22 protein-coding genes are annotated in these 23,552 nt (G+C 64.0%); 9 read left to right on the top strand and 13 right to left on the bottom strand.

Features of this window, described 5'->3' with window-relative positions:
* The first annotated feature begins 60 nt into the window (after positions 1 to 60).
* On the top strand, positions 61 to 1,173 hold the full coding sequence (locus tag RQP55_RS07250; RefSeq protein ID WP_315609519.1) for a homoserine O-acetyltransferase: 1,113 nt from the start codon (positions 61 to 63) through the stop codon (positions 1,171 to 1,173).
* The gene (gene metW / locus RQP55_RS07245; protein ID WP_315609518.1) at positions 1,170 to 1,769 is read left to right on the top strand and encodes a methionine biosynthesis protein MetW; all 600 of its coding nucleotides are present in this window, start codon (positions 1,170 to 1,172) and stop codon (positions 1,767 to 1,769) included. Before RQP55_RS07250 ends, metW begins: the two co-directional genes overlap by 4 nt.
* 52 nt (positions 1,770 to 1,821) lie before the next feature.
* Here metW and RQP55_RS07240 read toward each other — a convergent pair whose 3' ends face one another.
* From RQP55_RS07240 to RQP55_RS07200, 9 genes are all read right to left on the bottom strand, one after another.
* Entirely contained in the window at positions 1,822 to 2,199 is a 378-nt protein-coding gene (locus RQP55_RS07240) for a VOC family protein (RefSeq protein ID WP_315609517.1), read from the bottom strand.
* Positions 2,200 to 2,260: 61 nt separating this feature from the next.
* On the bottom strand, positions 2,261 to 2,959 hold the full coding sequence (locus RQP55_RS07235; RefSeq protein WP_315609516.1) for an ATP12 family chaperone protein: 699 nt from the start codon (positions 2,957 to 2,959) through the stop codon (positions 2,261 to 2,263).
* Positions 2,956 to 3,171: a hypothetical protein gene (locus RQP55_RS07230; RefSeq protein WP_315609515.1), complete on the bottom strand. Its 216-nt coding sequence runs from the start codon at positions 3,169 to 3,171 to the stop codon at positions 2,956 to 2,958. The genes RQP55_RS07235 and RQP55_RS07230 overlap by 4 nt, the downstream gene beginning before the upstream one ends.
* Positions 3,171 to 3,821, bottom strand: a complete 651-nt coding sequence (locus RQP55_RS07225; RefSeq protein WP_315609514.1) for an HAD-IA family hydrolase — start codon at positions 3,819 to 3,821, stop codon at positions 3,171 to 3,173. Before RQP55_RS07225 ends, RQP55_RS07230 begins: the two co-directional genes overlap by 1 nt.
* Before the next feature lie 16 nt (positions 3,822 to 3,837).
* Positions 3,838 to 5,037 (bottom strand): RluA family pseudouridine synthase, encoded by a 1,200-nt coding sequence (locus tag RQP55_RS07220; RefSeq protein WP_315609513.1) that lies wholly within the window; start codon positions 5,035 to 5,037, stop codon positions 3,838 to 3,840.
* A complete protein-coding gene (gene crcB, locus RQP55_RS07215) occupies positions 5,034 to 5,423 on the bottom strand; it encodes a fluoride efflux transporter CrcB (RefSeq protein ID WP_315609512.1) in 390 nt (129 codons plus the stop codon). The genes RQP55_RS07220 and crcB overlap by 4 nt, the downstream gene beginning before the upstream one ends.
* Positions 5,424 to 5,486: 63 nt before the next feature.
* Positions 5,487 to 6,992, bottom strand: coding sequence for a sodium:solute symporter family transporter (locus RQP55_RS07210; RefSeq protein ID WP_315609511.1), 1,506 nt, complete (start codon positions 6,990 to 6,992; stop codon positions 5,487 to 5,489).
* A gap of 80 nt (positions 6,993 to 7,072) precedes the next feature.
* Positions 7,073 to 7,537 (bottom strand): hypothetical protein, encoded by a 465-nt coding sequence (locus RQP55_RS07205; RefSeq protein WP_315609510.1) that lies wholly within the window; start codon positions 7,535 to 7,537, stop codon positions 7,073 to 7,075.
* Positions 7,524 to 7,784, bottom strand: a complete 261-nt coding sequence (locus RQP55_RS07200) for a helix-turn-helix transcriptional regulator (RefSeq protein WP_315609509.1) — start codon at positions 7,782 to 7,784, stop codon at positions 7,524 to 7,526. The genes RQP55_RS07205 and RQP55_RS07200 overlap by 14 nt, the downstream gene beginning before the upstream one ends.
* A gap of 583 nt (positions 7,785 to 8,367) precedes the next feature.
* Between RQP55_RS07200 and rpsU the strand changes: the two genes are divergently transcribed.
* The 5 genes from rpsU to gatB all read left to right on the top strand — a co-directional run bounded on the left by rpsU (position 8,368) and on the right by gatB (position 12,580).
* Positions 8,368 to 8,574, top strand: a complete 207-nt coding sequence (gene rpsU, locus RQP55_RS07195) for a 30S ribosomal protein S21 (RefSeq protein WP_147088947.1) — start codon at positions 8,368 to 8,370, stop codon at positions 8,572 to 8,574.
* A gap of 85 nt (positions 8,575 to 8,659) precedes the next feature.
* Positions 8,660 to 9,217, top strand: coding sequence for an FKBP-type peptidyl-prolyl cis-trans isomerase (locus tag RQP55_RS07190; RefSeq protein ID WP_315609508.1), 558 nt, complete (start codon positions 8,660 to 8,662; stop codon positions 9,215 to 9,217).
* A gap of 79 nt (positions 9,218 to 9,296) precedes the next feature.
* Complete coding sequence (gatC, locus tag RQP55_RS07185; protein WP_315609507.1) at positions 9,297 to 9,599, top strand: Asp-tRNA(Asn)/Glu-tRNA(Gln) amidotransferase subunit GatC; 303 nt, start codon at positions 9,297 to 9,299, stop codon at positions 9,597 to 9,599.
* A gap of 1 nt (position 9,600) precedes the next feature.
* Positions 9,601 to 11,088, top strand: a complete 1,488-nt coding sequence (gatA, locus tag RQP55_RS07180; protein WP_315609506.1) for an Asp-tRNA(Asn)/Glu-tRNA(Gln) amidotransferase subunit GatA — start codon at positions 9,601 to 9,603, stop codon at positions 11,086 to 11,088.
* 1 nt (position 11,089) lies between these two features.
* Entirely contained in the window at positions 11,090 to 12,580 is a 1,491-nt protein-coding gene (gene gatB, locus RQP55_RS07175) for an Asp-tRNA(Asn)/Glu-tRNA(Gln) amidotransferase subunit GatB (protein ID WP_315609505.1), read from the top strand.
* 76 nt (positions 12,581 to 12,656) lie between these two features.
* Here the strand turns inward: gatB and RQP55_RS07170 are convergent, their stop codons facing one another.
* The 3 genes from RQP55_RS07170 to RQP55_RS07160 all read right to left on the bottom strand — a co-directional run bounded on the left by RQP55_RS07170 (position 12,657) and on the right by RQP55_RS07160 (position 18,236).
* Complete coding sequence (locus RQP55_RS07170; protein WP_315609504.1) at positions 12,657 to 12,956, bottom strand: hypothetical protein; 300 nt, start codon at positions 12,954 to 12,956, stop codon at positions 12,657 to 12,659.
* Between the two features lie 101 nt (positions 12,957 to 13,057).
* Positions 13,058 to 15,928, bottom strand: a complete 2,871-nt coding sequence (locus tag RQP55_RS07165; RefSeq protein WP_315609503.1) for a pitrilysin family protein — start codon at positions 15,926 to 15,928, stop codon at positions 13,058 to 13,060.
* 115 nt (positions 15,929 to 16,043) lie between these two features.
* Positions 16,044 to 18,236 carry an acylase gene (locus tag RQP55_RS07160; protein WP_315609502.1) on the bottom strand — a complete coding sequence of 731 codons (2,193 nt, stop codon included), beginning with the start codon at positions 18,234 to 18,236 and terminating at the stop codon, positions 16,044 to 16,046.
* Between the two features lie 113 nt (positions 18,237 to 18,349).
* On the opposite strand from RQP55_RS07160, the gene RQP55_RS07155 reads away from it, so the two are divergent.
* Positions 18,350 to 19,915: a leucyl aminopeptidase family protein gene (locus tag RQP55_RS07155; protein WP_315609501.1), complete on the top strand. Its 1,566-nt coding sequence runs from the start codon at positions 18,350 to 18,352 to the stop codon at positions 19,913 to 19,915.
* Positions 19,916 to 19,994: 79 nt separating this feature from the next.
* A complete protein-coding gene (gene clpB, locus RQP55_RS07150) occupies positions 19,995 to 22,577 on the top strand; it encodes an ATP-dependent chaperone ClpB (protein WP_315609500.1) in 2,583 nt (860 codons plus the stop codon).
* On the opposite strand, the gene RQP55_RS07145 is transcribed toward clpB, so the two are convergent.
* The gene (locus RQP55_RS07145; RefSeq protein ID WP_315609499.1) at positions 22,574 to 23,551 is read right to left on the bottom strand and encodes a TauD/TfdA family dioxygenase; all 978 of its coding nucleotides are present in this window, start codon (positions 23,549 to 23,551) and stop codon (positions 22,574 to 22,576) included. The genes clpB and RQP55_RS07145 overlap by 4 nt on opposite strands.
* Position 23,552: the final 1 nt, after the last annotated feature.

Here is a 23,552-nt window from a genome sequence, read left to right as displayed (position 1 = left end):
GCGCCCTTAGCAGGCTTACGGGCAATTGACAGCATGCTCGCGCTCCCCCAATCCCGGATCATGTCCGATGCCGAAGCCCTTATGGCCCAAAGCCACGTGCTGGAGCACGCCCGGCCGCTCACCCTTGATGGCGGGCAGGCGCTGGGCGGCGTGCGCGTTGCCTATGAGACTTACGGTGCGCTTAACGCCGCAAAATCGAACGCGGTGATGATCTTCCATGCCCTGACCGGCGATCAGTGCGTGGCCAGCCCGCATCCGGTTACCGGCAAGCCGGGTTGGTGGGTGCGGATGGTCGGGCCGGGCAAGCCGATCGATACCGACCGGTTCTTCGTGATCTGCGCCAATGTGCTGGGCGGCTGCTATGGCTCGACCGGGCCGGCCAGCCTTGGCCCCGATGGCCAGCCCTATGCCATGCGCTTTCCAGTGATCACCATCCGCGACATGGTGCGGGCGCAGGTGGGCATCCTTGATGCGCTGGGGATCGAGCAGCTGCACAGCGTGGTCGGCGGATCGATGGGCGGGATGCAGGCGCTGTCCTTCGCCGCCAACTGGCCGGAACGGACCCGTGCCGCACTGGTCATAGCCAGCACGGCCCGCCATACGGCGCAGAATATTGCTTTCCACGAAGTTGGCCGGCAAGCGATCATGGCCGATCCCAAGTGGAAGAACGGCGATTATTATGGTGGCGGGAAGGGGCCGGACAATGGCCTCGCCGTGGCCCGTATGGCAGCGCACATCACCTACCTCTCCGAAGAGGGGATGCACGAAAAGTTCGGGCGCAAGCTGCAGGACCGTACGGAAAAGACCTTTGGCTTCGATGCCGATTTCCAGGTCGAAAGCTACCTGCGCCATCAGGGGTTGAGCTTTACCGACCGGTTTGATGCCAACAGCTATCTCTACATCACGCGGGCGATGGATTACTTCGACCTTGCCGAAGAGCATGGCGGCCGGCTGGCCGATGCGTTCCGGGCGAGCAAGGCGAGGTTTTGCCTGGTTAGCTTCGATACCGACTGGCTTTATCCCACGGCCGAAAGCCGCACGATCGCCCATGCCCTGAACGCCGCTGGCGCGCCGGTCAGCTTTGTCGAACTGTCCGCCCCGTTCGGGCATGACAGCTTCCTGCTCGATGTCCCGGCGCTTGATCGGGTGATTGCCGGGTTCCTGAAACAATGAGCAAGCTGCGTCCTGACCTTGCGGTGATCGCCGCCAATGTCGCGCCGGGCGCCCGCGTCCTTGATATCGGCTGCGGCGATGGTGCGCTGATGGCGGCGCTGCGTGATGGCAGCCGCGTCGACGCGCGGGGCATGGAGCTGGATCCGCTCGACGTGGCCGAATGCGTCGCCAAAGGCCTGTCGGTCATGCAGGGCGATGCCGATACGGACCTGGTCGACTATCCCGACGCCGCCTTTGACTATGCAATCTTGTCGCAGACCTTGCAGACCACCAAGCGGCCGGATCAGGTGCTGGATGAATTGCTGCGGGTCGGGCGCAAGGCCTTTGTCAGCTTTCCCAACTTCGGCCACTGGCGGGTACGGGCCAGCCTGATGTGGCATGGGCGGATGCCGGTGACGCGGCTGCTGCCGGTGGCCTGGTATGAAACGCCCAACATCCACCACGTGACGGTTAGCGACTTCCGCGATCTGGTCGCGGCCAAGCACCTGACAGTGGAGGGGGCGTGGTTTCTTTCGGGCGACAAGCGGATCAGCGCTGCTGCCGCCAGCTGGCGTGCCGAGCACGCGGTATTCCTGCTCTCGCGCGGCGCGGCCTAGCAGTTGGCTCCGGGCGGCCACAGGCGCGCCCGGATGCCGTTAACTCAAACAATTACATCCGGTGCAGCGCGCACAGCTTGTTGCCATCCGGATCGCGCAGGTAGGCCAAATACAGCTTCATCCCTGCGCCTTCGCGCACGCCCGGCGGGTCTTCGATCGCCTTGCCGCCAGCGCTAAGGCCTGCGGCGTGCCAGGCATCGCATTCGGCCGGGCTGGTCATCGCAAAACCGATGGTCATGCCGTTGCCCGGGGTCGCGTCCGCACCATCGATCGGCTTGGTGACCAAGAACATGCCGCCATTGTGCATGTAGATCAGGCGGCCCTTGGGATCGACGATCCCGGGCTTGCCGCCCACCGCGCCAAACAGCGCATCGTAAAACGTCTTGGCGCGATCAATGTCATTCGCGCCCACCATCATGTGGCTGTACATGGCCCTTGTTCCTCTCCTTGGGTTGCAGGAAGAAACCTGTTTAAGCGCGCGGTTAAGAAGGTCAATCGTTTCGCACGAGGGCGGCGAACTGCGCGGCATCGGCAAAGGCCTTGGCCCGGCGGGCGCGGCGTTCCTCGGCCTCGGCATCGCGGCCCCATTGCTCGGCCTGCCATTCCTCTTCCAGTTCGGCCGCGATCCACAGCGCGCCGGCATCGCCGCCCGGTTCCAGCGCCGCCAGGCCAATTACCAGCGAGCAGGCGAGCGAGGTCAGGGTGTTGAGCGCGGCAAGAGTAAAGGGATCAAGCCGCTCCAGCCGGTCGCCCAGCCGCTCCAGCGTCTCTGGCGGTTGGGACTGGTGGATGATCCCGCTGATCCGGGTAAAGCGCACCCCGTCGCGTGTTTCGGCAGCGGCCAGCAGCGGCTCCCACCGTTCCAGCTGGCGCCTGTGCAGCGCTTCGCCCGGATCGGCGCGATAGCAGAGCGTATCGGTTTCGGCATACCGCAACAGGCCCCCGCGCAGCGCGGCCGGATCGGGCGCGACAACATCGATCGCATAGTCGGCCATGTCGCGCAGCACGAAGCCGGCGGGTACGATGGTTTCTTCCTGCGCGGCCCATTCAGCGGCAAGGGCTGCGGCCAGCGCTTGGCTGGGCACGATCTGCGGCAGGCCGCCCGCAGTCTTCACGCCGCGCCCATCCAGCTGGACCTGCCAGCCACCGTCCACCGGGGCGGCCTGTGCTTCCTTGTAGAAACGCTTCATTCGGCGGGGGTCTTCCACTTTCGCGATAACAGCAGCGGCGCGAGCAGCGCCTCGAACAGGCCCAGCGCGGCAAGGACGAAGCCGACCTCGCGCGGCCAGTCGATCCGTCCGTTCATCACCAGCAGGCCCAGCAGGACCATGGCAACACCGCCAAGCCGGACAAGCTGGATGGCGATGAAGCGATTGCGGGCGCGGGTATCGTCTGCGTTCATTACAGCAGCTCCAGCAGGTGCAGCGGATTGCGGGCCACCGCCTCGGCACCGGCATCGGACAGCTCGGCCGGGGTGTGATAACCCCAGTCCACGCCCAGTCCGCGCACCCCGGCGTTGACGGCCATAGCCATGTCAAAGGCTGTGTCGCCGATCATCACGGCGCTGCCTGGCAGCGCCCCGGCCTCGAACAGTGCAGCTTCCAGCATGGCCGGATGGGGCTTTGACGGATGGCGATCAGCAGTTTGCAGTGTCACGAAATGGCGGCTCAAGCCGTGCGTGGCCAGGCAATGCTCCAGTCCCCGGTCCGACTTGCCGGTCGCCACGCCCAGCAGCCAGCCATCGTCAAGCAGACGCTCAAGCAGCTCGCGCACACCGTCATACAGCGGCTCGACCAGTTCCCCCGCCTCGCGCGCGGCGCGGAAGGCGCCGCGATAGGCCAGGTCGATGGCCTGGCGCAGCTCTTCGTCGGCATCGGGCAGCAGCGCGCGTACAGCTTGCGGCAGGCTCAGGCCAACACTGCGGCGGACCAGATGGCGATCGGGATAAGGCAGGCCATGGGCGAGAAAGGCCGCGTCCATGGCGGTGCAGACCGCCGCCTGGCCATCGACCAGCGTGCCGTCGCAATCGAATACGGCAAGGCGTTGGCTCACCGGGCAAGGCTCCGCATCAGCGCTTACCGGTTGGCTTGGGGCCGGCCTTCTTCAAGCCCGGCGATCCTTTGCCCTTGGTCGGGCCGCGCTTCGTAGGCGGCTTGCGGGTTGCCACGCGTCCATCGGCACGGCCGCGCCGTTCGCCGCGGCGTTCCTTGCGGACCTGCTTAGCGTGGGCCTTGGCGGCCTGCTTTTCGTCGGCTTTGCCGGGCTTGTAGGGCTCGGGCAGGGCATCGCCGTCGTCCTCGTCGAAGCCTAGGCTGGCCATTGTGTTGGCGAAATGCTCGGGAAGGTCAGCGCGCACGTCGATCACGTCGCCATCGGGATGGTCGATGATCAGGCGGCGGGCATGGAGGTGCATCTTACGGCTGATCGAGCCGGACAGGAAGGCATCCGGCCCGCCATACTTGCCGTCACCCACGATCGGGTGGCCGATCGCAGCCATGTGGACGCGCAACTGGTGGGTGCGCCCGGTCAGCGGTTGCAGCTCAACCCAGCAGGCACGATTGCCCGCGCGGTCGAGCACGCGGTAGCGGGTACGGGCGCTCTGGCCTTCGCCGCTCTTGTCGACCATCATCTTCTCGCCGCCAGTGCCCGGCTGCTTGGCCAGCGGCAGTTCGATCAGGCCATCGGCAATATCCGGCACCCCGGTGATGATCGCCCAATAGATCTTGCGCGCCGTGCGCCCGGAAAAGCGCTTGGAAAAATAGGCCGCGCTGCCCGGGGTGCGCGCGATCAAGAGGACGCCTGAGGTATCCTTGTCGAGCCGGTGGACCAGCCGTGGGCGCGGCCCATCATGGGCAAAGGCATCCAGCAGCCCGTCGACATGCTCCTTCATGCCCGACCCGCCTTGAGTCGCAAGGCCGGGGGGCTTGTTGAGCACGATGGCGGCGCGGTCCTGGGTGATGACCATCGCCTCGGCCTTGGCGATCTCTTCCTCGCTCAATTCGCGGCGGGGCTTGGCGCCGCCCTTGGCCGGGGCATCGCCGCCCGGCGGGACGCGGACAACCTGGCCGGCGGACAAGCGGTCGGCCGGATCGGCGCGCTTGCCATCCACGCGGATCTGCCCGGTGCGGGCCCAGCGGCTGATCATGGCAAAGCCGATCTGCGGCAAGTGGCGCTTGAACCAGCGGTCCAGCCGCACTCCGTCATCATCGTGCTGGACGGTGAACTGGCGAACGTTCCGCTCGTCCTGAGCCTGTCGAAGGATACTCATGCAATTCCTCGCGCCAGGGCCAGCCCGGCAAACAGTCCCCCCACGCCGCCAAGCAGCGAGAGGGCAATATAGATCGCGGCCTGGGTCATGGCGCCGCGTTCGATCATCAGCGCAATTTCCAGGCTGAATGCGGAAAAGGTCGTGAAGCCGCCCAGCACGCCAACGCCCAGCAGCAGCCGCCACTGTTCGCCACCGTCGCTATGCCGGGCAAGCCAGCCAGCCAGCAGCCCCATGGCAATGCTGCCCAGCACGTTGATGGTCAGTGTTGCCACCGGAAAGGGCGTGGCACCAATCATCCGCCCGACGGCAAAGCGCAGCCACGCACCCACCCCGCCGCCAGCGGCGACAGAGAGCGATGCGACCACGAATGATGGCTGGGCAGTCATTGCGGTGCCTTAGCCCCGACTAAATCGATAGGCTACTACCAATCCCTACCCCCGGGGGCGGGATTACGTTGAGGCGCGCTTCCCCGGCGCGGCCAAACACACCAGCGCCGCCGCCACGGTCCCCAGACACAGATGCCAGGGGAAGGCCACTGCCTTCAGTGCGAGCGGCAGGCCCAGCGCGTCGATCACATAGGGCTGGAAGGCCAGCACGGTCAGGAAGCCTGCGGCAAAGGCGGCCAGCACGCTGCTGGAAGAACCGCGCCGCGAAAACAGTGCTACGCCGTAAACCCCGAGCAGCCCCGAATAGGCAAAGGCCATCACCCCCAGCACGAAGTCGAGCAACGCGGTGTCGGCATAGCGCTGCCAATAATAGGACAGCACCGCCATGGCGAACAGCGCCAGGCCCAGTGCCACGGTCGCGATCCGCCCCATCCGCACGAAATGGGCTTCGCTCCGCTCCCCAGCAAAGGGCCGATACAGGTCGTTGACCAGCACGGCCGACATCGAGATCAACCCCGAATTGATCGCCGCTGCCGCGATCACCCCCACGGTAACCAACCCGCGCAAACCGGGCGGCAGTTCGGTCAGGATGTAATGCATGAACACGGTGACCTTCTCGCCGTTGAAGGTGCCGGCAGCGTTGCCCTGGTAATGCAGCCACAACAGCGCGCCTAGGCCCAAGAACAGCAGGATGACCGGCAGCGAGGCCCAGGCCGAGACCACCAGCGCGCGGGTGCCTTGCCGGGCATCGCGGCAGGCCAGCACGCGCTGGGTGGTATCCTGATCCAGCCCAGCATTGGCAAAGTTCAGCAGCACCACCCCGGTCAGCACGGCCCACAGGCCGAATGGCGCAGAGAGGCTGGGTGAGGGATCGATCAGCGCCAGCTTGTCCTTGCCATCCGGCGCGTGGCGCAAAGCGGTGATCGCCTCTGCCATGGTCATCGGCAGGTGATCCCACAGGAACCAGGCCACCAACAGCGCCGCGCCGACATAAAGCACCACCTGCACCAGGTCGCTCCAGATCACCGAATTGAGCCCGCCCATGAAGGTAAAGACCAGCCCGAAGACCAGTAGGATCATCATGGCGATCAGCATGTGCCCGGGGGCCACGTCCAGGAACAGGATCATCGAAACGGCAATCGCCGCCAGATAGAGCCGCGCTCCACTCGCCAGGATCCGCCCGACCAGATACATCCCCGCCGCCGCCCGCCGCGCTGTCGCGTCAAACCGCGCTTCCAGCAGCTCGTAAACCGTGGTCACCCCGGCGGCATAGAATTTGGGCATCAGCCAATGCCCCACCAGCCAGGCCGCTACCAGGGTCGAAAAGACCCCGCCGACATAGGTGAAGTTGCCGCGATAGGCGAAGTCCGGCACGCCCAGGAACGTCGCTGCCGATTGGACCGTGGACAGCACCGAGATCGCGACCAGCCAGGTCGGCGCATGGTGCCCGGCCAGGAAATAGTCCTCAGACTGCATTCCCCGCCGCGTGGTCAGCCACCCGGCCGCGGCCAGCAGCGCGACGTAAAGTCCGAGCACGGCCCAGTCGGCCAAGGTGAAAGTGGTGTTCATGCGTCCCCCTGGGGCGGGGGTTTAGCCTGACTAAACCTGCTGCGTCACCCCATCCCTGCGGAGGTGACGCGGCACGGTGTTTAAGTGTCTTCCCGCGCCGACCAAGCCAGGAAGAACCCGGGCAGGACCAGTGCGGTGGTGAAGATCAGGAAGATATAGTTTTTGAGCACGCCAACCGAGAGTTCAAACCCGATCGCCTTGGCCAGAAATTCGGGAATTACCCCGCCCAGGATCCCCATGCCGACGATATATTTGAAAGCCGAAAAATACGCCCTATTGCGATCCGCCAGTTCGCGTTCGTCCAGCATGGCATCAGGCGCATTGGCCATCACGCCATAGGTGCCCAGGAAGAACAGGATGCTGGTGATCATCCCGGTCAGCGCGGCCAGGCCCACAATCACTTCAGCCGAACCATCGGCCGAAGGCAGGCCCAGTTTGGCAAAGAACCAGCCGTGCATGGCGATCAGGGCATAGCCGCCCATGATCCGGGCCGCGCGTGGGCTTTGGTTGATGCGGATAAATCGGCCGGTTTCAGTCTTGGTCATCGCGGGTCTCCTGAGCCGCCTTGCGATCAAGCTGCGCGGCAAGCGAAGGGAAGGGCTCAAGCGCAAACAGCGTTTCCACACTGACGCCAAAGGCCTGCGCCAGTTTCAGCGCCAGTTCCACGGTGGGTCGGTAATCGCCCCGTTCCAGATAGCCGATGGTTTGCGGATTGACCGAAACCAGTTCGGCCAGCTCCTTGCGAGACCAGCCCCGTTCCTGACGAAACAGATTGATGCGGTTGAACAGCATGCGTGCCTTCTAAGCGATTCGTTGTGTATGTACAACAAAAATGTGTGAAGATTGATCCATCGCGTGCAAATACAATGGCCATGCCCTGCATCACGTGCCGGGTCACGGCTGCAGGGCCGTCGCCATCATCCGCGGCAAGGGCGGGCGGCCCGGCGATTTTCCTACATCCCCGCTGCCTGGTAAAAGTGCAGCTGGCTCTTTCCCTTCGTCTATCCTCCCAGTTTATCGGCGGCGGTCCGACACAGCTGCGCCGGGGTGTTCTTTTTATTTTGGCATCTCGACATTCGCGGCGAACCCGGGGCGGAAACCCAGCAATTCCGGCAGTTCCGGCCTGTTGGGAAAAGTGGACTCACTGTCCACTCTGTCCACTTTCCCGCCATGCTGCCCGTGCCGCGCTGGTTGGCGCGCCGCCTGCAAGGGCGCGCAAAAGCTTGCCTTGCGGGCGACTCCTTGCTAACGGCGCCCCACTTCGGGCCGGTCCTGTTGGGATTCGGCGCAGTTTTTCGTTGCTTTCCGTTAGGTGCAACCCCGCTAACAGATTCGCGTGGGGCTCTGTCCTTTCGTTTGTGAGGTGTGTCGGTTTATGCAAATTCTCGTCCGCGACAACAATGTCGAACAGGCTCTGCGCGCGCTTAAGAAGAAGCTGCAGCGTGAGGGCGTGTACCGCGAGATGAAGCTGCGCCGTCACTTTGAAAAGCCTTCGGAAAAGCGTGCCCGTGAAAAGGCCGCCGCTGTCCGCCGCGCCCGCAAGATGGAGCGCAAGCGGATGGAGCGTGACGGCGTCAAGTAAGCTTGCGCACGTTTAGCCGATAAGCCATGAGGGCGCGGAGCAATCCGCGCCCTTTGCTTATGGCGCATAGCAGGAAAGAGCATTCATGACCGAGATCACCCGCGTTCCGCTGCAACCGATCGCCAAGGGCGCGCTGGGCAAGCTGTGGCTGGGCGTGGCCGCGGCGGCGCTGGCGGCTGGCGGCCTGGCCTGGGCCACCCTGCCCAAGGGCGTGGACGTTGAAACGATCAAGGCCGGCACCGGTCCTTCGCCGACGACGGCCGACGTGGTCCAGATCAACTACAAGGGCAGCCTCGAAAACGGCAAGGTGTTCGATCAGGCCGAACGCGCGGTCTTCCCGGTCGAAGGCGTGATCCCCGGCTTCACCCAGGCGCTCGAAAAGATGCAGAAGGGCGGCAAGTACAAGGTCGAGATCCCGGCCGAGCTGGCCTATGGCGCGCAGGAACAGCGCAACCCGCAGACCGGCAAGGTTGAAATCCCGGCCAATTCGGACCTGGTCTTCGAAATCGAACTGCTCGATTTCAAGAGCCGCGCCGAGGTTGAGGCCCAGATGCGGATGATGCAGCAGCTGCAGGCGCAGATGCAGGCCCAGCAGGGCGGTGGTGCGGCCAAGGGCGCCACGCCGCCTCCGCCGCCGCAGTAAGCCGCGCTTTTACCCGCCTTGAAGCGCGCGCTGGCGGGTGCTAGCGCGCTGGCGACCAATTCTAACCTAAGGGAACGCCATGTCGGTCGATACCGCTACCGTGGCCAAGATTGCCGCGCTGGCCCGGATCAAGCTGTCCGAGGGTGAAGTTGCGGCGATGGTGCCGGAACTCAACGGAATCCTCGCCTGGGTCGAACAGCTCGGCGAAGTTGATGTGACCGGCATTGAGCCGATGACCGCGGTGATCGAAAACACACTGCGGCTGCGCGATGACGTGGTGAATGCCGATCCGCTGACCGGCGGCAACAACCGCGATGCTGTTCTCGCCAATGCCCCGGCGGCCGAACATGGCTTCTTCGGCGTGCCCAAGGTGATCGAATAACATGACCGACCTGACCGAACTGGGCGTCGCGGCGATCCGCGACGGTATCGCCAAGGGTGATTTCACCGCGGTTGAAGTGGCCGAGGCGTTCAACGCCAATGTCGCCGCCGCGCAAAGTGCGCTGAACGCCTTCATCGTCGCCACGCCGGAAAAGGCGCTGGAAGCGGCCAAGGCCACCGATGCCAAGCGCGCCGCAGGCCAGCCTTTGGGCAAGATGGGCGGCGTGCCGATCGGCATGAAGGACCTGTTCGCCACCAAGGGCGTCCAGACCACGGCCGCCAGCCACATCCTCGAAGGCTTCACGCCCGAGTATGAAAGCACCGTTTCCCATAAGCTGTGGGATGCCGGCGCGGGCATGCTGGGCAAGCTCAACCTGGATCAGTTCGCCATGGGCTCGTCGAACGAGACGAGCTATTTCGGCAATGTCATCTCGCCCTGGCGGCGCAACGATGGCGGCAATGCGGCGATGGCCCCGGGCGGAAGCTCGGGGGGCAGCTCGGCGGCGGTTTCGGCCCGGCTCGCGCCTGCCGCAACCGGCACGGATACCGGCGGCTCGATCCGCCAGCCCGCGGCCTTTACCGGCATCTCGGGCATCAAGCCCACCTATGGCCGCTGCTCGCGCTGGGGCATCGTCGCCTTTGCCAGCTCGCTCGATCAGGCCGGGCCGATGGCGCGCGACGTGCGCGACTGCGCGATCATGCTGGAAGCCATGGCCGGGTTCGATCCCAAGGATTCTACCAGCCTGAATATGCCGGTGCCCGAATGGGAAGCCGGCCTCTCGGGCGATCTCAAGGGCAAGAAGGTTGGCATCCCGCGTGAATACCGCATGGACGGGATGGACGCCGATGTTGCCGCCAGCTGGGATGCCGGGATCGCCTGGCTGAAGGACGCCGGGGCAGAGATCGTCGATGTCTCGCTGCCGCACACCAAATATGCCCTGCCGGCCTACTACATCATCGCACCGGCAGAGGCCTCGTCGAACCTCGCCCGCTATGATGGCGTGCGTTATGGCCTGCGCGACCTGCCCGATGGGGCTGGCCTGCAGGACATGTATGCCGCCACCCGCGCCGCCGGGTTCGGGCCAGAGGTCAAGCGCCGGATCCTGATCGGCACCTATGTGCTCTCGGCCGGGTTCTATGACGCCTATTACACGCAGGCGCAGAAGGTTCGCACGCTGATCGCGCAGGATTTCAAGAACGCCTTCACCCAGTGTGACGTGATCCTCGCCCCTACCGCGCCAACTGCCGCCTTTGGCCTTGGCGAGAAGAGCGACGATCCGCTTAGCATGTACCTCAACGACGTCTTTGCCGTGCCGGCTTCGCTGGCAGGCCTGCCGGCCATGTCGGTCCCGGCCGGTCTCAACCGTGAGGGCCTGCCGCTCGGCCTGCAGATCGTCGGCAAGCCGTTTGACGAACAGGGCGTCCTTAACGCCGGCCTCGCGATCGAGAGCCGCGCGCAGTTCTCGGCCAAGCCGGAAAAGTGGTGGTAAGATGAGCAGCTATCGCATTCAGGGCGCCACGGGCGAATGGGAAGTCGTGATCGGGCTGGAAGTCCACGCCCAGGTCATGACCCACTCAAAGCTGTTTTCGGGCGCGGCAACGGCCTTTGGCGCGGAACCGAACAGCCAGGTCAGCCTGGTCGACGCGGCCATGCCCGGCATGCTGCCGGTGCCGAACCGCGAATGCATCCGCCAGGCGGTGCGCACCGGCATGGCGATCAACGCCCAGATCAACAAATGGTCGCGCTTCGATCGCAAGAACTACTTCTATGCCGACTTGCCGCAGGGCTACCAGATCAGCCAGCTCTACCACCCGCTGGTGGGTGAGGGTGAGATCGAGGTGATTCTGGACGAGAAGGACCCCGAAGGTTCGACCAAGACCATCGGGATCGAGCGCATCCATGTCGAACAGGACGCCGGCAAGCTGATGCACGATCAGCACCCGACGATGTCCTATGTTGACCTCAACCGGTCGGGCGTGGCGCTGATGGAAATCGTCAGCCGCCCGGACATGCGCAGCCCGGCCGAAGCCGGGGCCTATGTCGCCAAGCTGCGCCAGATCCTGCGCTATGTCGGTTCGTGCGACGGGAATATGGATCAGGGCTCGATGCGTGCCGACGTGAACGTTTCGGTGCGCCGCCCCGGTGAGCCGTTCGGCACCCGCACCGAAACCAAGAACGTCAACTCGGTCCGCTTTGTCATGGCCGTGGTTGAGCAGGAAGCGATGCGCCAGGTTGGCGTGATCGAGGATGGCGGCACGGTCGTTCAGGAAACCCGGCTCTATGATCCGGACAAGAACGAAACCCGTTCGATGCGCAGCAAGGAAGATGCGCACGATTATCGCTATTTCCCCGATCCGGACCTGCTGCCGCTGGAACTGGACGATGCCTTCCTGGACGAATGCCGCGCCAGCCTGCCGGAACTGCCGGATGCGAAGCGGCATCGCTATGAAACCACGCTGGGCCTCTCGGCTTATGACGCGGCGCAGCTGACGCTGGAAGTTGAAACCTATCAGCAGTTCGAGGAAATGCTCGGTGCCGTGGTCAAGGCCAGCGGCAAGGGCGAGCGTGATCTGGCCAAGCGCGTGGCCAACTGGCTGCTGTCAGAGCGCGCGGGCGTGCTGAAGTCGATCCCGGACGGCGGGGCGCACCCGAAGAACACGGTCGAGGCCAACACCGCGCTGATTATCGCGGCGAGCGAAGGCACGATTTCGGGCAGCAAGGCCAAGGAGATCTTCGCGGCCTACTTGACCAGCGACATCGACCTTGCCGCCGAAATCGACGCCAACAAGCAGACCAGCGATACTGGCGCGATCGAAGCGGCCATCGCCAAGATCCTGGCCGACAACGCCGACAAGGTGGGCGAATACAAGGGCGGCAAGGAAGCGCTGTTCGGCTTCTTCGTTGGCCAGACGATGAAGGCGATGCAGGGCAAGGCCAACCCGCAGGTGGTCAACGAGCTGCTCCGCAAGGCGCTGGGCTAACCTCGCGAGCGACATGGAAAAAGGGCGCCGGAGGTTTCCCCTCCGACGCCCTTTCTAAATCTGCCTCGCAGCAGGCTCAGCCCTTGCGGGTGCCGCTCATCGCGAAGGTGCCAAAAGCGCCGGCCTTGACGCCACCGGTGATGGTATCGCCGTCAACAGTGGCTTCGCCTTCCAGCGTCATCGGCATGGGGACGGTCATCTTCATCGACCAGGTCAGCTTGTTGCCGTCGATCTTGCCGTTCTCAAGGTCCATCGAACCCATCGCGCCGGTGTTCTTGCCGGTGAAGGTGTCGCCGTTCACTTCGATGGTGAACTCGCTCTTCTGGTCACCCATCGGGGTCTTGGTGATGCATTCATAAGTGCCCGCAATCGACATCGAATCTCTCCTCAACTTACAGTGGGGTAAGTAAGCCCTTCCTTGCCCGCCGGCGCGCTGCTGTCAATCGGGTGCAGCGAGCCGGGCGGGGCAGGCTGGCGCTACTTCGTGGCCGGAATGACTTCGACCCGCAGGCCCAATTGCTTGAGCTGGGGCTCCACAACCTTGGCATCGCCAACCACGACATAGACAAGGCCTTCGCCCAGCTTCATGTCGCGTGCCTTGGCATCAAGATCGGCGGCGGTCATGGCCTTGTAGCGGTCCGCCAAGGTTTCGTACCAGGTATCAGGGCGCTTGAAGTTGACGATGCTGACCAATCCGCCCAGCACGTCGCCAGAAGTTTCAAACGAGCCGGGCAGTTCGCGGGCGCTGCCGGTGGTGGACCAGCCCAGTTCCTCGGCACTAACGCCATTGGTGGTGAGGAAGCTGGTCAGTTCCTTGCGGATTTCCGCGATAGAATCCCCGGTACGGTCGGCCTGAACCGGGGCCTGGACGCGGAAGGTCACGCGGTCTTGGGTGTTGCCCACCCCGCTGCCCGCGCCATAGGACCAGCCCTTGGTCTCACGCAGGTTCATGTTGATCCGCGAAAGGAAGTTGCCACCCAGGATATCGTTGGCAGAGCGCAGCGTCAGCAGGTCATCCGTGCCCTTCACCGGCAGGACCTTGCCCGCAAGGATCAGCGACTGCGGCGATGCCGGGCGGTCAACCAGCACGATCCGTTCCGCCTGGGCGGGGATTGTAACGTTGAAATTCTTGGCTGGCGCCGGGGTTTCCGGGGCTTTCCAGTCGGCAAAGCTGGCTTCAAGCAGCTTGGTCACTTCGGCCAGCGAGGTATTGCCGGTGACGAAGATCTTGGCCGTGTCCGGACGGAACCACTGATCGTGGAAGCCCTTGAGCTGATCGCGGGTGAGCTTTTCAACCACGGTCGGGTCGCCCGTCCCCGTTGGCGGGATGCCATAGGGGTGGTCCTTGCCGTAAAGCAGCGGCTGCAGCACGCGGCTGGCGATCGGGCCGGGGCTCTTAAGCTCGGCGTTAATGGCGGCCAGTTGTTGGACGCGGACGCGCTCTAGCTCTGCCGGGGCGAGGGCCGGACGGCGGATGAAGTCCGAAAACAGCTTGAGCGACGGGGCCAGATTGGGGCTGACCGTATCGAGCTGGAATGAGGTGCTGTCGGTATCGGCAAAGCCGCGGATCGTTGCGCCAAGCCGTTCACGGGCGCGTGCCAGTTCGGTGGAATCGAGCTTTTCAGTGCCTTCGTTCATCAGCCGCAGCAACAGCGCCTGGGTGCCCAGCGCCGACTTGGGGTCGGCCGCAAAGCCGGCGTCGAACGAAACGCGGACTGAAACCACCGGCACAGCGGCACGGCGGGCGAAGTAGACCTGCATTCCGTTCGAGAGCCTGGCGCGCTCAATGGTCGGGAAGTCGAGCGGAGTTAGTTCGCCCACTTCGGGCAGCTTCGAGCGGTCTGCTTCAGCCACGACCGCAGCGCCCGCCGCGCCGGCCAGCGGGAACAGCGGATCACGGAAGAAGGCCGGGCGCGCGCCCAGGCCATCAGGCGAAACGATGAAGCCGCCGCGGTTCTCTCCGCCTTCGGTGCGGGTGCCAGGTTCGACCGTCAGTGCGAAGACCGGGCGCGAGAGCCACTTCTGCATGGTCGCGCGGACCATTGCCGGGGTCAGCTTGCTCATCTTGTCGAGCTCGATGCGGTAGTGATCGGGCGTGCCGTTGTAGAGCAGGCCTTCGGCCAGGGTCGGAGCCTTGCCACCGAACCCGCCAACCGATTCCATTGCCCGGATCTCGTTCGCGGCATAGGTCGTGGTGGCGCGGCCGAGTTCGTCCTGGGTCGGGCCTTCGCGCAGGAACTTCGCCACTTCGGCATCCAGCGCGGCCGCGACGGTAGCGGGATCTGCACCAGGCTTCACGTCGGCGTGGATGATGAACTGTCCGCCCTGGGCGAAGATCTGGGCATCGGCGGTGACACCGACTGCAACCTTCTGTTGGCGTACCAGCGCATCATCGAGCCGCGAACTGGCAAGGCCGCCGAGCACCGAGCTTCCTGCAACGAGCGAGAGGTATTCAGGATTGTCGAGACCGGGGATCGCCCACATCCGATAGATCCGGGTGGTCGCGACCTGGTCCTTGATGGTCTTGGACAGCGGCGCCGGCAGGTCGGGCACAGGCACGCTTACCGGCTTGATCTGTGGTCCGCTGGGGATCGCACCAAACCACTGGGTCACCTTGGCCTTGGCTGCTGGCAGGTCGATATCGCCAGCCAGCACCAGGATAGCGTTGTTCGGGCCGTAATTGTCACGGAACCATTGCTTGACGTCCTCAAGGCTGGCGCCGCTCAGGTCCGCCATCGAGCCAATGGTCGAGTGATGATAAGGGTGGCCCGAGGGATAGAGGTTTTCCAGCTGCTCGTACTCGACCAGGCCATAGGGCTGGTTATCGCCCTGGCGCTTTTCGTTCTGCACCACGCCGATCTGGTTGGTCAGCTTCTCCTGCGTGACCGCGCCCAGCAGATAGCCCATCCGGTCGCTCTCCAGCATCAGCGCCCGGTCAAGTGCGCCGGTCGGCACGGTCTGGAAATAATTGGTCCGGTCGAACCAGGTCGTGCCGTTGAAATCGGTCGCGCCCACTTCCTGCAGCGGCTTGAAGAAATCGCCCGGCGCGTTTTCCGATCCGTTGAACATCAGGTGTTCGAACAGGTGGGCAAAGCCGGTCTTTCCCTTGGGCTCATGCTTCGATCCGACCCCGTACCACACCGACACGGCCACAACCGGTGCCTTGCGGTCGGTATGAACCAGAACGCGCAGCCCGTTGGGCAGGGTGAACTGCTGGTAGGGAATGTTGACGGACTTCACGAGCGCCGAGAGCGGCGCCGGCTGCGGCTCGGCCGACTTGTCCTTGGCCAAGGCCGGAGTGCCGGCAACGGCCAGAGCGATGATCGATGCAGTCAAGAATCGTGGCATGTTAGGCACCCTTTGCAATGCTTTGCGCCAAGGCTAGCAGACCAAACGGGCGGCGCCACTATCGACGCCGCCTTTTCGACGAACTGCTAACGGCCTTGGACCTGCGCCGCTGAACTCAGTTGGCAATCACCTGGCGGCTGCGTGCGTGGGCCAGGATGCTGGCGCGGTCGAAATAGACCGGCTTCATCCGCTTCGCTGCAAACAGCGGGGCTTGGTCGGTATAGTGGGGACTGTCCGGCCGGGTGGTCGCGGCGCCATAGGGCTGGATCGATTCCGACTGAACGCGGCCGGACTTGTCCCATTCGATCAGCATGACGAAGCTGTCTCCGTGCTTGATCGAGAGCCGTCCGTCCGGATCGACATTCCAGTCAGTCGCCGCGCGAAGCGTATCGCCGCCGCCATCCATGGGCAGGTCGGCCTTGCCCTGGCGAATGCGCAGGACATCGCCCAGCGGCGGATCGATGCGGCCGAAGTGCTGCTTCAGGTGTGCCACCGTTTCAGACAATACCGTCTTGGGCTCTGGCGGAGCCTTAAGGCCATAGCTGGCCTTCATCGCCGGTTCGAGCACCATCACCGCCAGGGCATCTGCGCCATTGCCGCGGCCATCGGCGGTCATGTCCCAACCGGCCAGCAGGCGCTGGGCCTCTGCCAGATCGCCGGACAGCTTAAGCTTGGCGATGCCATCAAGCATCCAGGCGACATAGCCAGAGCGCTCATAGCCGGTATCGAACTTGATCCGCAGCAGCTCTTCGCGCCCGATCCGGGGTGTTGCCGCCAGCAACCTTGCGGCGCGCAGGGTGCGGTTGGTAAGGTCTGTCTCGACCCCCCAGATGGCCGGGACCTTGGCCGGGTCAAGCTCGCTGCCGGGCCCGGCAGCCAGGAACGGGGTGTTGTTGGCATTGAAAACATAGCCCGAAGCCGGGTTCACCACCTTTGGCACCAGGTTCCAGGCAATTGGGCCCTTCCAGATCAGGTCAGAGCGGTTACCGGGAACGACGCTGCGCCAATTTGGTCCGGCCTTCCGGTCGGGCAGGGCAGCGTTGTACCAATAGGCAATAGTTCCGGTCTTGTCGGCGTAGATGAAGTTGGTGGCGGGCACTGCCTGCATCGCCATGGCTGCCTGCCACTGCGCAAAGTCCTGCGCCTTGGTAAGGCGATAGTACTGGGTGACGCTGTCGATCCGGTCCATCCCCGCATACCGTACCGCGAAGGCCCCGCGAGCATTGACCATCGCCGGGCCATGCGCGGTGCGCCAGACCGTCTTGGCGATCGGCAAGACGAACGGCCCGAAGCGCACGGGCAACCAAACCTTCTCCTTGCGCAGCGGCTGCCATTGCCCGTCAAGGCGATAGCGAGTGCCGCCCTGGTCCAGTTCCAGCTGATAGACATCGATCAGGTCAGGTCGGTTGACCGTGTTGGTCCAGCCCAGGTTGGCGTTGTGCCCGAGGAACGGGAAGGGCGATCCGGGGAATGTCGCGCCGGCGAAATTCCAGCCCTGATCGCTTGCAATCCGCAATTCGTACCAGGCAACGCCGCCGCGCCACGGCTGGTGGCTGTTGGAGAACAGGCGCGTGATGCCATCGCCAGACCGTTTGGGGGCAATGGCAAAGGCGTTGGAGCCCGAGTTCTCTGCAGTTTCCCCCACCGGCAGTGGCATCGGCCGCGCAGTGGCCAATTGATCGCCGCCGCCTTCGCCGAACAGCGGGGCCGGCTTGCCATCCAGGCGTGGGCCATGTTCGGGACGGAATTCGCCTCCCTCGCTCAGCGGCTTGAGCACGCGGTCCAGGCCAAAGAAGAACGGCAGGCGCAAGGCGAAGCCCGTTGCGATATCCTTGCCATTGACCGGAAACAGCCGCGCTAAACGAACTTCGCTGCGATGTTGAGCGGCATAACGGTTGAGGCCGGCGGCATAGGCCTCGAGGATTGCCCGGACATCGGCGGGTAGTTTGTCATAGCCACGATCGGCGGCGCCGCGTGCATCAACGAAGTGGTAAGCAAAGTCGACCCCGGCGCCATCAAGGCCGGCAATGGCGCCATAGCGGCCGCGGGTCATCGCTACCACTTCCTGCAGGGTGTCGAAATCGTCCTCGGCATGGGCCCAGGCCGTGCCGAATGCAACGTCAGCATCCGTCTTGCCGGTGATATGCGGCACGCCCCATTCATCGCGGATGACTTCGGCCTGATAGGCCTGCTTTGGCGGCGGTGCCCCCGGTTGCTCCGCAAGGAACGGTTCCCATGATGCCAGTGTCACCGCTGCTATTCCCGCGACGACAGTCAGGCCACCAAGGCCTTTGCCGATCCAACCCATTTTGCTCCCCTTGCGATTATTCCAGCTTGTGCTTCGCGCCACCTTGAAATGCTGCGTGAAGATGGTCAATTGCGCCGTAACGGGCTGGGGGGCTTGTCTTGGGAGAATCCACAATGCGCCTGCTTCTGGCTGCCACTTGTCTTGCTACCATTGCCGTTCCGACTGCTCCTGTGCTCGCTCAGGCCGTTATCGGTTCGGGCGTCGCCGCTTCTACCGCAGCCAACAGTGCGGAGCGGCCGATCGGCTTTGCCGCCAGTGCACCAACTGATGCGGCGCTGGTTGTGCTGACGGCTGACAAATCCTTGCCTGCGGAAGCTCCGCTTTCCGCGGAGGAGCGCAAGGTGATCGAGGCTGCCCTTGCCAATGCAGGCTTTGCGGCCAAGGCCAATGAAATCGTCTCGCTGCGCGGGATTGGCGCGCGGCCTCGGATCATGATTGTTGGCCTGGGCAAGGACGGTGGCAGCAAGGCAGTGATGGAAGCCGCAGGCAAGGCGGCGCAGGACTTGCGCAGTGAGAAGGCTCCTGTCGCTTTCGTCGGGGCCGGCGCCGCCGCGCTGATGGCCGATGCGGCCTTGGGATATGCGCTGGGGCAATATCGCTTTGACCGTTACAAAGTAACGACAGGAAGTGCGCCTTCGACCGCGCCAGTGGCTGTTATCGGTGGCGAAGCGACTGCAGCAATGGCCGCCTGGACCCGCCGCCATGCAGCGACTGCAGAGGCGGTGCGCTTTACCCGCGATCTGTCAAACGAGCCAGCTTCAGCGGTCTATCCGGACAGCTTCATTGCCCGCACCCGAGAAGCATTTGCCGGCGTGCCCGGTGTTTCGATTGAAGTCCTCGACGAGGCCGCGATGCGCAAGCTCAACATGGGCTCGATCCTGGGTGTAGGACAGGGGAGCCCGCGCGGCTCGCGCCTGCTGCTGGTGACTTACAAGGGTTCTGATGCCGCTCCGCTGGCCATGGTCGGGAAGGGCATCACCTTTGATAGCGGCGGCATCTCGCTCAAGCCTGGATCGGGCATGTGGCGCATGAAGGGTGACATGTCTGGCGCAGCGGCCGTTGTCGGCGCGGCACTCAGCCTCGCCAAAAGCAAGGCCCCGGTCCACGTCGTGGCCGTCGCCGCGCTCGCCGAAAACATGCCGGATGGCAACGCGCAGCGTCCGGGCGATGTCGTCCGGACGATGAGCGGCAAGACCGCCGAGATTTTCAGCACCGATGCCGAAGGCCGCATGGTCCTCATCGACGGGATCGAATATGTCGCGGCCACCCGCAAGCCGGCGGCGATCGTCGATGTTGCAACCCTTACCGGGGCAAAGGTTACCGCATTGGGAGACGAATACGCCGGCCTGTTCGGGCGACATGAAGGCCTTGTGGGGGCAGTTCAGATGGCCGCAGAAGCGACTGGCGAAGCTGTTTGGCGCCTTCCGCTCCATCCCAATTATGCCGAGGACCTCAAGTCGGATATTGCCGACATCAAGCACGGCACCGAGGGCGTGCCGCCAGGGGCCGGCCATGGGGCGCACTTCATTGGCTTCTTTGTCGATCCGGCAACGCCCTGGGCCCATATCGACATTGCCGGCAACGAAATGAGCGACAGTGCCAAGCCGCTTACGCCCAAGGGCGCGACTGGCTTTGGCGTGCGTCTGCTCGATGCGCTGGCGCGGACCTGGCAACCCTGACCTGATCTTTTCTCTTATCACCCTCTTGTGTTGCCGATAAGCAACACTACTTTCGGTGTCACAGGAGGGTGACACACCGATGAACCTCGAAAAATTTACCGATCGCGCCAAGGGCTTTTTGCAGTCCGCGCAGACCGTGGCGATCCGGCTGAACCACCAGCGGATCACGCCCGAACACATCCTCAAGGCGCTGCTCGAAGACAATGAAGGGATGGCCGCTGGCCTGATCCAGCGCGCGGGCGGTAATCCGGCGCTGGCCCAGGCCAGGGTCGATGAAGCGCTCGCCAAGATTCCAGCGGTTTCTGGCAGCGGCGCGCAATCACCGCCAGGCCTGGAGACCGATGCCGTCCGCCTGCTTGATGCCGCCGAGCAACTTGCCGCCAAGGCCGGGGACAGCTTTGTCTCGGTACAACGCTTGCTACAGGCCATCGCGCTGGCCGCGACCAACCCGGCTGGGCAGGCTCTCAAGGCGGCAGGTGTCGATGCGCAGAAACTTGAAGCCGCGATCCAGGAAGTGACCGGCGGGCGCGCGGCGGACAACGCCAGCGCCGAAAACGCCTATGACGCGATGAAAAAGTACGCCCGCGACCTGACCCAGGCGGCGCGTGACGGCAAGCTTGATCCGGTGATCGGCCGCGACGAGGAAATTCGCCGCACCGTCCAGATCCTGGCCCGCCGTACCAAGAACAATCCGGCGCTGATTGGCGAGCCCGGCGTCGGCAAGACCGCAATTGCCGAAGGTCTGGCATTGCGCATTGCCAATGGCGATGTGCCCGACAGCCTCAAGGACCGCCGCCTGATGTCGCTCGACATGGGCAGCCTGATTGCCGGGGCGAAGTACCGCGGTGAGTTCGAAGAGCGGCTCAAGGCCGTGCTCGATGAGGTCAAGGGTGCCGAGGGCGAGATCATCCTGTTCATCGACGAGATGCACACCCTGATCGGGGCAGGCAAGGGCGAGGGGGCGATGGATGCCTCCAACCTCTTGAAGCCAGCCCTGGCCCGCGGGGAATTGCACTGCATTGGCGCAACCACGCTCGACGAGTACCAGAAATATGTCGAGAAGGACCCGGCGCTACAGCGGCGTTTCCAACCGGTCTTCGTGGGTGAACCGACGGTCGAGGACACGATCTCGATCCTGCGCGGGCTCAAGGAGAAGTATGAGCTTCACCACGGCGTGCGGATCGCTGACAATGCGATTGTTGCCGCTGCGACCCTTTCCAACCGCTACATTGCCGACCGCTTCCTGCCCGACAAGGCCATCGATCTGATGGACGAGGCGGCTTCACGTATCCGGATGGAGGTTGAGTCAAAGCCCGAAGAGATCGAAGTGCTTGATCGGCGGATCATCCAGCTCAAGATTGAGGAACTCGCGCTTGCCAAGGAAAGCGACCAGCCATCGAAAGACCGCCTCGCAACCCTGAAGGAAGAGCTGGCGAACCTTGAGCAGCAATCGGCCGAACTGACCACCCGCTGGCAGAACGAGCGCGACAAGATTGCTGCCGAAGGCAAGATCAAGGAAGCGCTCGACCATGCCCGATTGGAGCTGGAGCAGGCCCAGCGCGCCGGCGATCTGGCGAAGGCGGGTGAGCTGTCTTACGGCAAGATCCCCGAACTGGAAAAGCAGCTGGCCGAGGCGCAGGGTGTCGATACGTCCAACATGCTGCTGCGAGAGGAAGTGACCGCTGACGATATTGCAGGCGTGGTCAGCCGTTGGACCGGGATCCCAGTCGATCGGATGATGGAAGGGGAGCGCGAAAAGCTGCTCAAGATGGAAGCGGTGATCGGCCAGCGCGTGATCGGCCAGCAGGATGCGGTTGTGGCCGTTTCAAAGGCGGTGCGGCGCGCCCGCGCCGGCCTGCAGGACCCCAACCGGCCGCTCGGCTCGTTCCTGTTCCTCGGGCCAACGGGCGTCGGCAAGACCGAATTGACCAAGGCGCTCGCTGGCTTCCTGTTTGATGATGACACCGCGATGGTCCGCATCGACATGTCGGAATTCATGGAGAAGCATTCGGTAGCCCGCCTGATTGGTGCGCCTCCGGGCTATGTCGGCTATGAGGAAGGCGGCGTGCTGACCGAAGCGGTGCGGCGTCGGCCCTATCAGGTCGTGCTGTTTGACGAGGTCGAGAAGGCGCACTCAGACGTGTTCAACGTCCTGCTGCAGGTGCTTGATGACGGGCGCCTGACCGATGGGCAGGGGCGCCAGGTGGACTTTACCAACACGCTGATCATCCTGACCAGCAACCTCGGCAGCCAGTACCTGGCGAACCTTGAGGAAGGCCAGGACGTGGAAACGGTCGAGCCGCAGGTCATGGAAGTGGTGCGCGGGCACTTCCGTCCCGAATTCCTCAACCGGCTGGATGAAATTATCCTGTTCCACCGCCTGGGCCATGAACATATGGGCCCGATCGTCGAGATCCAGGTCGGCCGCGTGGCCAAGCTGCTCAAGGACCGCAAGATCACGCTCGACCTGACCGAGGCTGCCAAGCGCTGGCTGGGCCGGGTTGGCTACGATCCGGTTTACGGCGCCCGGCCGCTGAAGCGGGCGGTGCAGCGTTACCTGCAGGATCCATTGGCCGAAAAGCTGCTGGGCGGAGATATTCCCGATGGCAGCACAGTCAAGATCGATGAGGGCGACGGCGGACTGAAGTTCGTGGTCGTTTAGACGGCGCGAACCAATTCGGGCGGCGGTGCGGGTGGGCAAAAATCTGCCCGTCGCCAGATTGGGTCAGCTGGTTCTTCCGGATCGACGGGGGCAAAGTCGAGATAGCCGAAGAACGTTGCAATTTGCCGCTCGGCAGCATCGGTGATTGCGGTTCGCCCGTGCAGAAACCGGGTGTTGTCCAGCACCAGAACATCGCCTTGCTGCCAGTCGATCGCAACAGCGAGCCGGTCACCCGTGGCCTTGATGGCCTGTAGCCATTGCTCTGGCACTGGCGTCATGTCGTCAAGCAAGGGGTGATGGCCGTTGCCATTGTTGAACCGCGCGAACAGCAGGAAATTGCCAAAAGCGGGCCCCTCGGCAAACATCGGGCGGTGCAGAGCGGGGCGCGTGAAATAGCGCGCAACGCGGCCATCGGGCAGTCGCACAAAGCGATAAGGGCAATGCGGCGGCGGTGCCTGCAGCAGGGCATCATCGGGCGTGTCGGTGCCAAGCCAGAAACGCAGCTGTTCAGGCCAGCTGGCTTTGAGATAAATCAGCCGTCGTCCTTCCAGCCCGGCGCGAATTTCAGAGGGCAAGGCCGCTGCCAGTGCAATCCCGTCACAAATCGTCGTAGCTCCACCCGCCTGCGGCGATGACAGGCAGCAGAACAGCGCCGCATCGGGCTTCCACGGCTCCCGCGACAATTCCGGGTGCAGCGCAAAGGCATTGGTTCCGCCGTCAACCGAATAGACTGCCCGGGCCGCGTCGAGACGGGAGCGGCCAGGCGTTTCATTGACCACCGCGGTGCGGCACAGGCTGCGGGCAAAACTGCCGAATTCGTCGAGATCTGCAGCGAATCCGCGCAGGAGCAGCGCGCCATGGGTGCGGTAAAGATCGATAACAGCAGCCCGATCAAGCGCGGTCAGCCGACCTTCGGCTGTCGGGGTGATGGCGACATAGGGCCGGCCTGGCTCGGGTAATAGGATCTGTCCCACA

The sequence above is a fragment of the Novosphingobium sp. APW14 genome (genome assembly GCF_032337075.1).
Classification (GTDB): Bacteria; Pseudomonadota; Alphaproteobacteria; order Sphingomonadales; family Sphingomonadaceae; genus Novosphingobium.
Note: the sequence above shows the minus strand (reverse complement) of the source record. Positions and strands in the feature narration are given on the sequence as shown.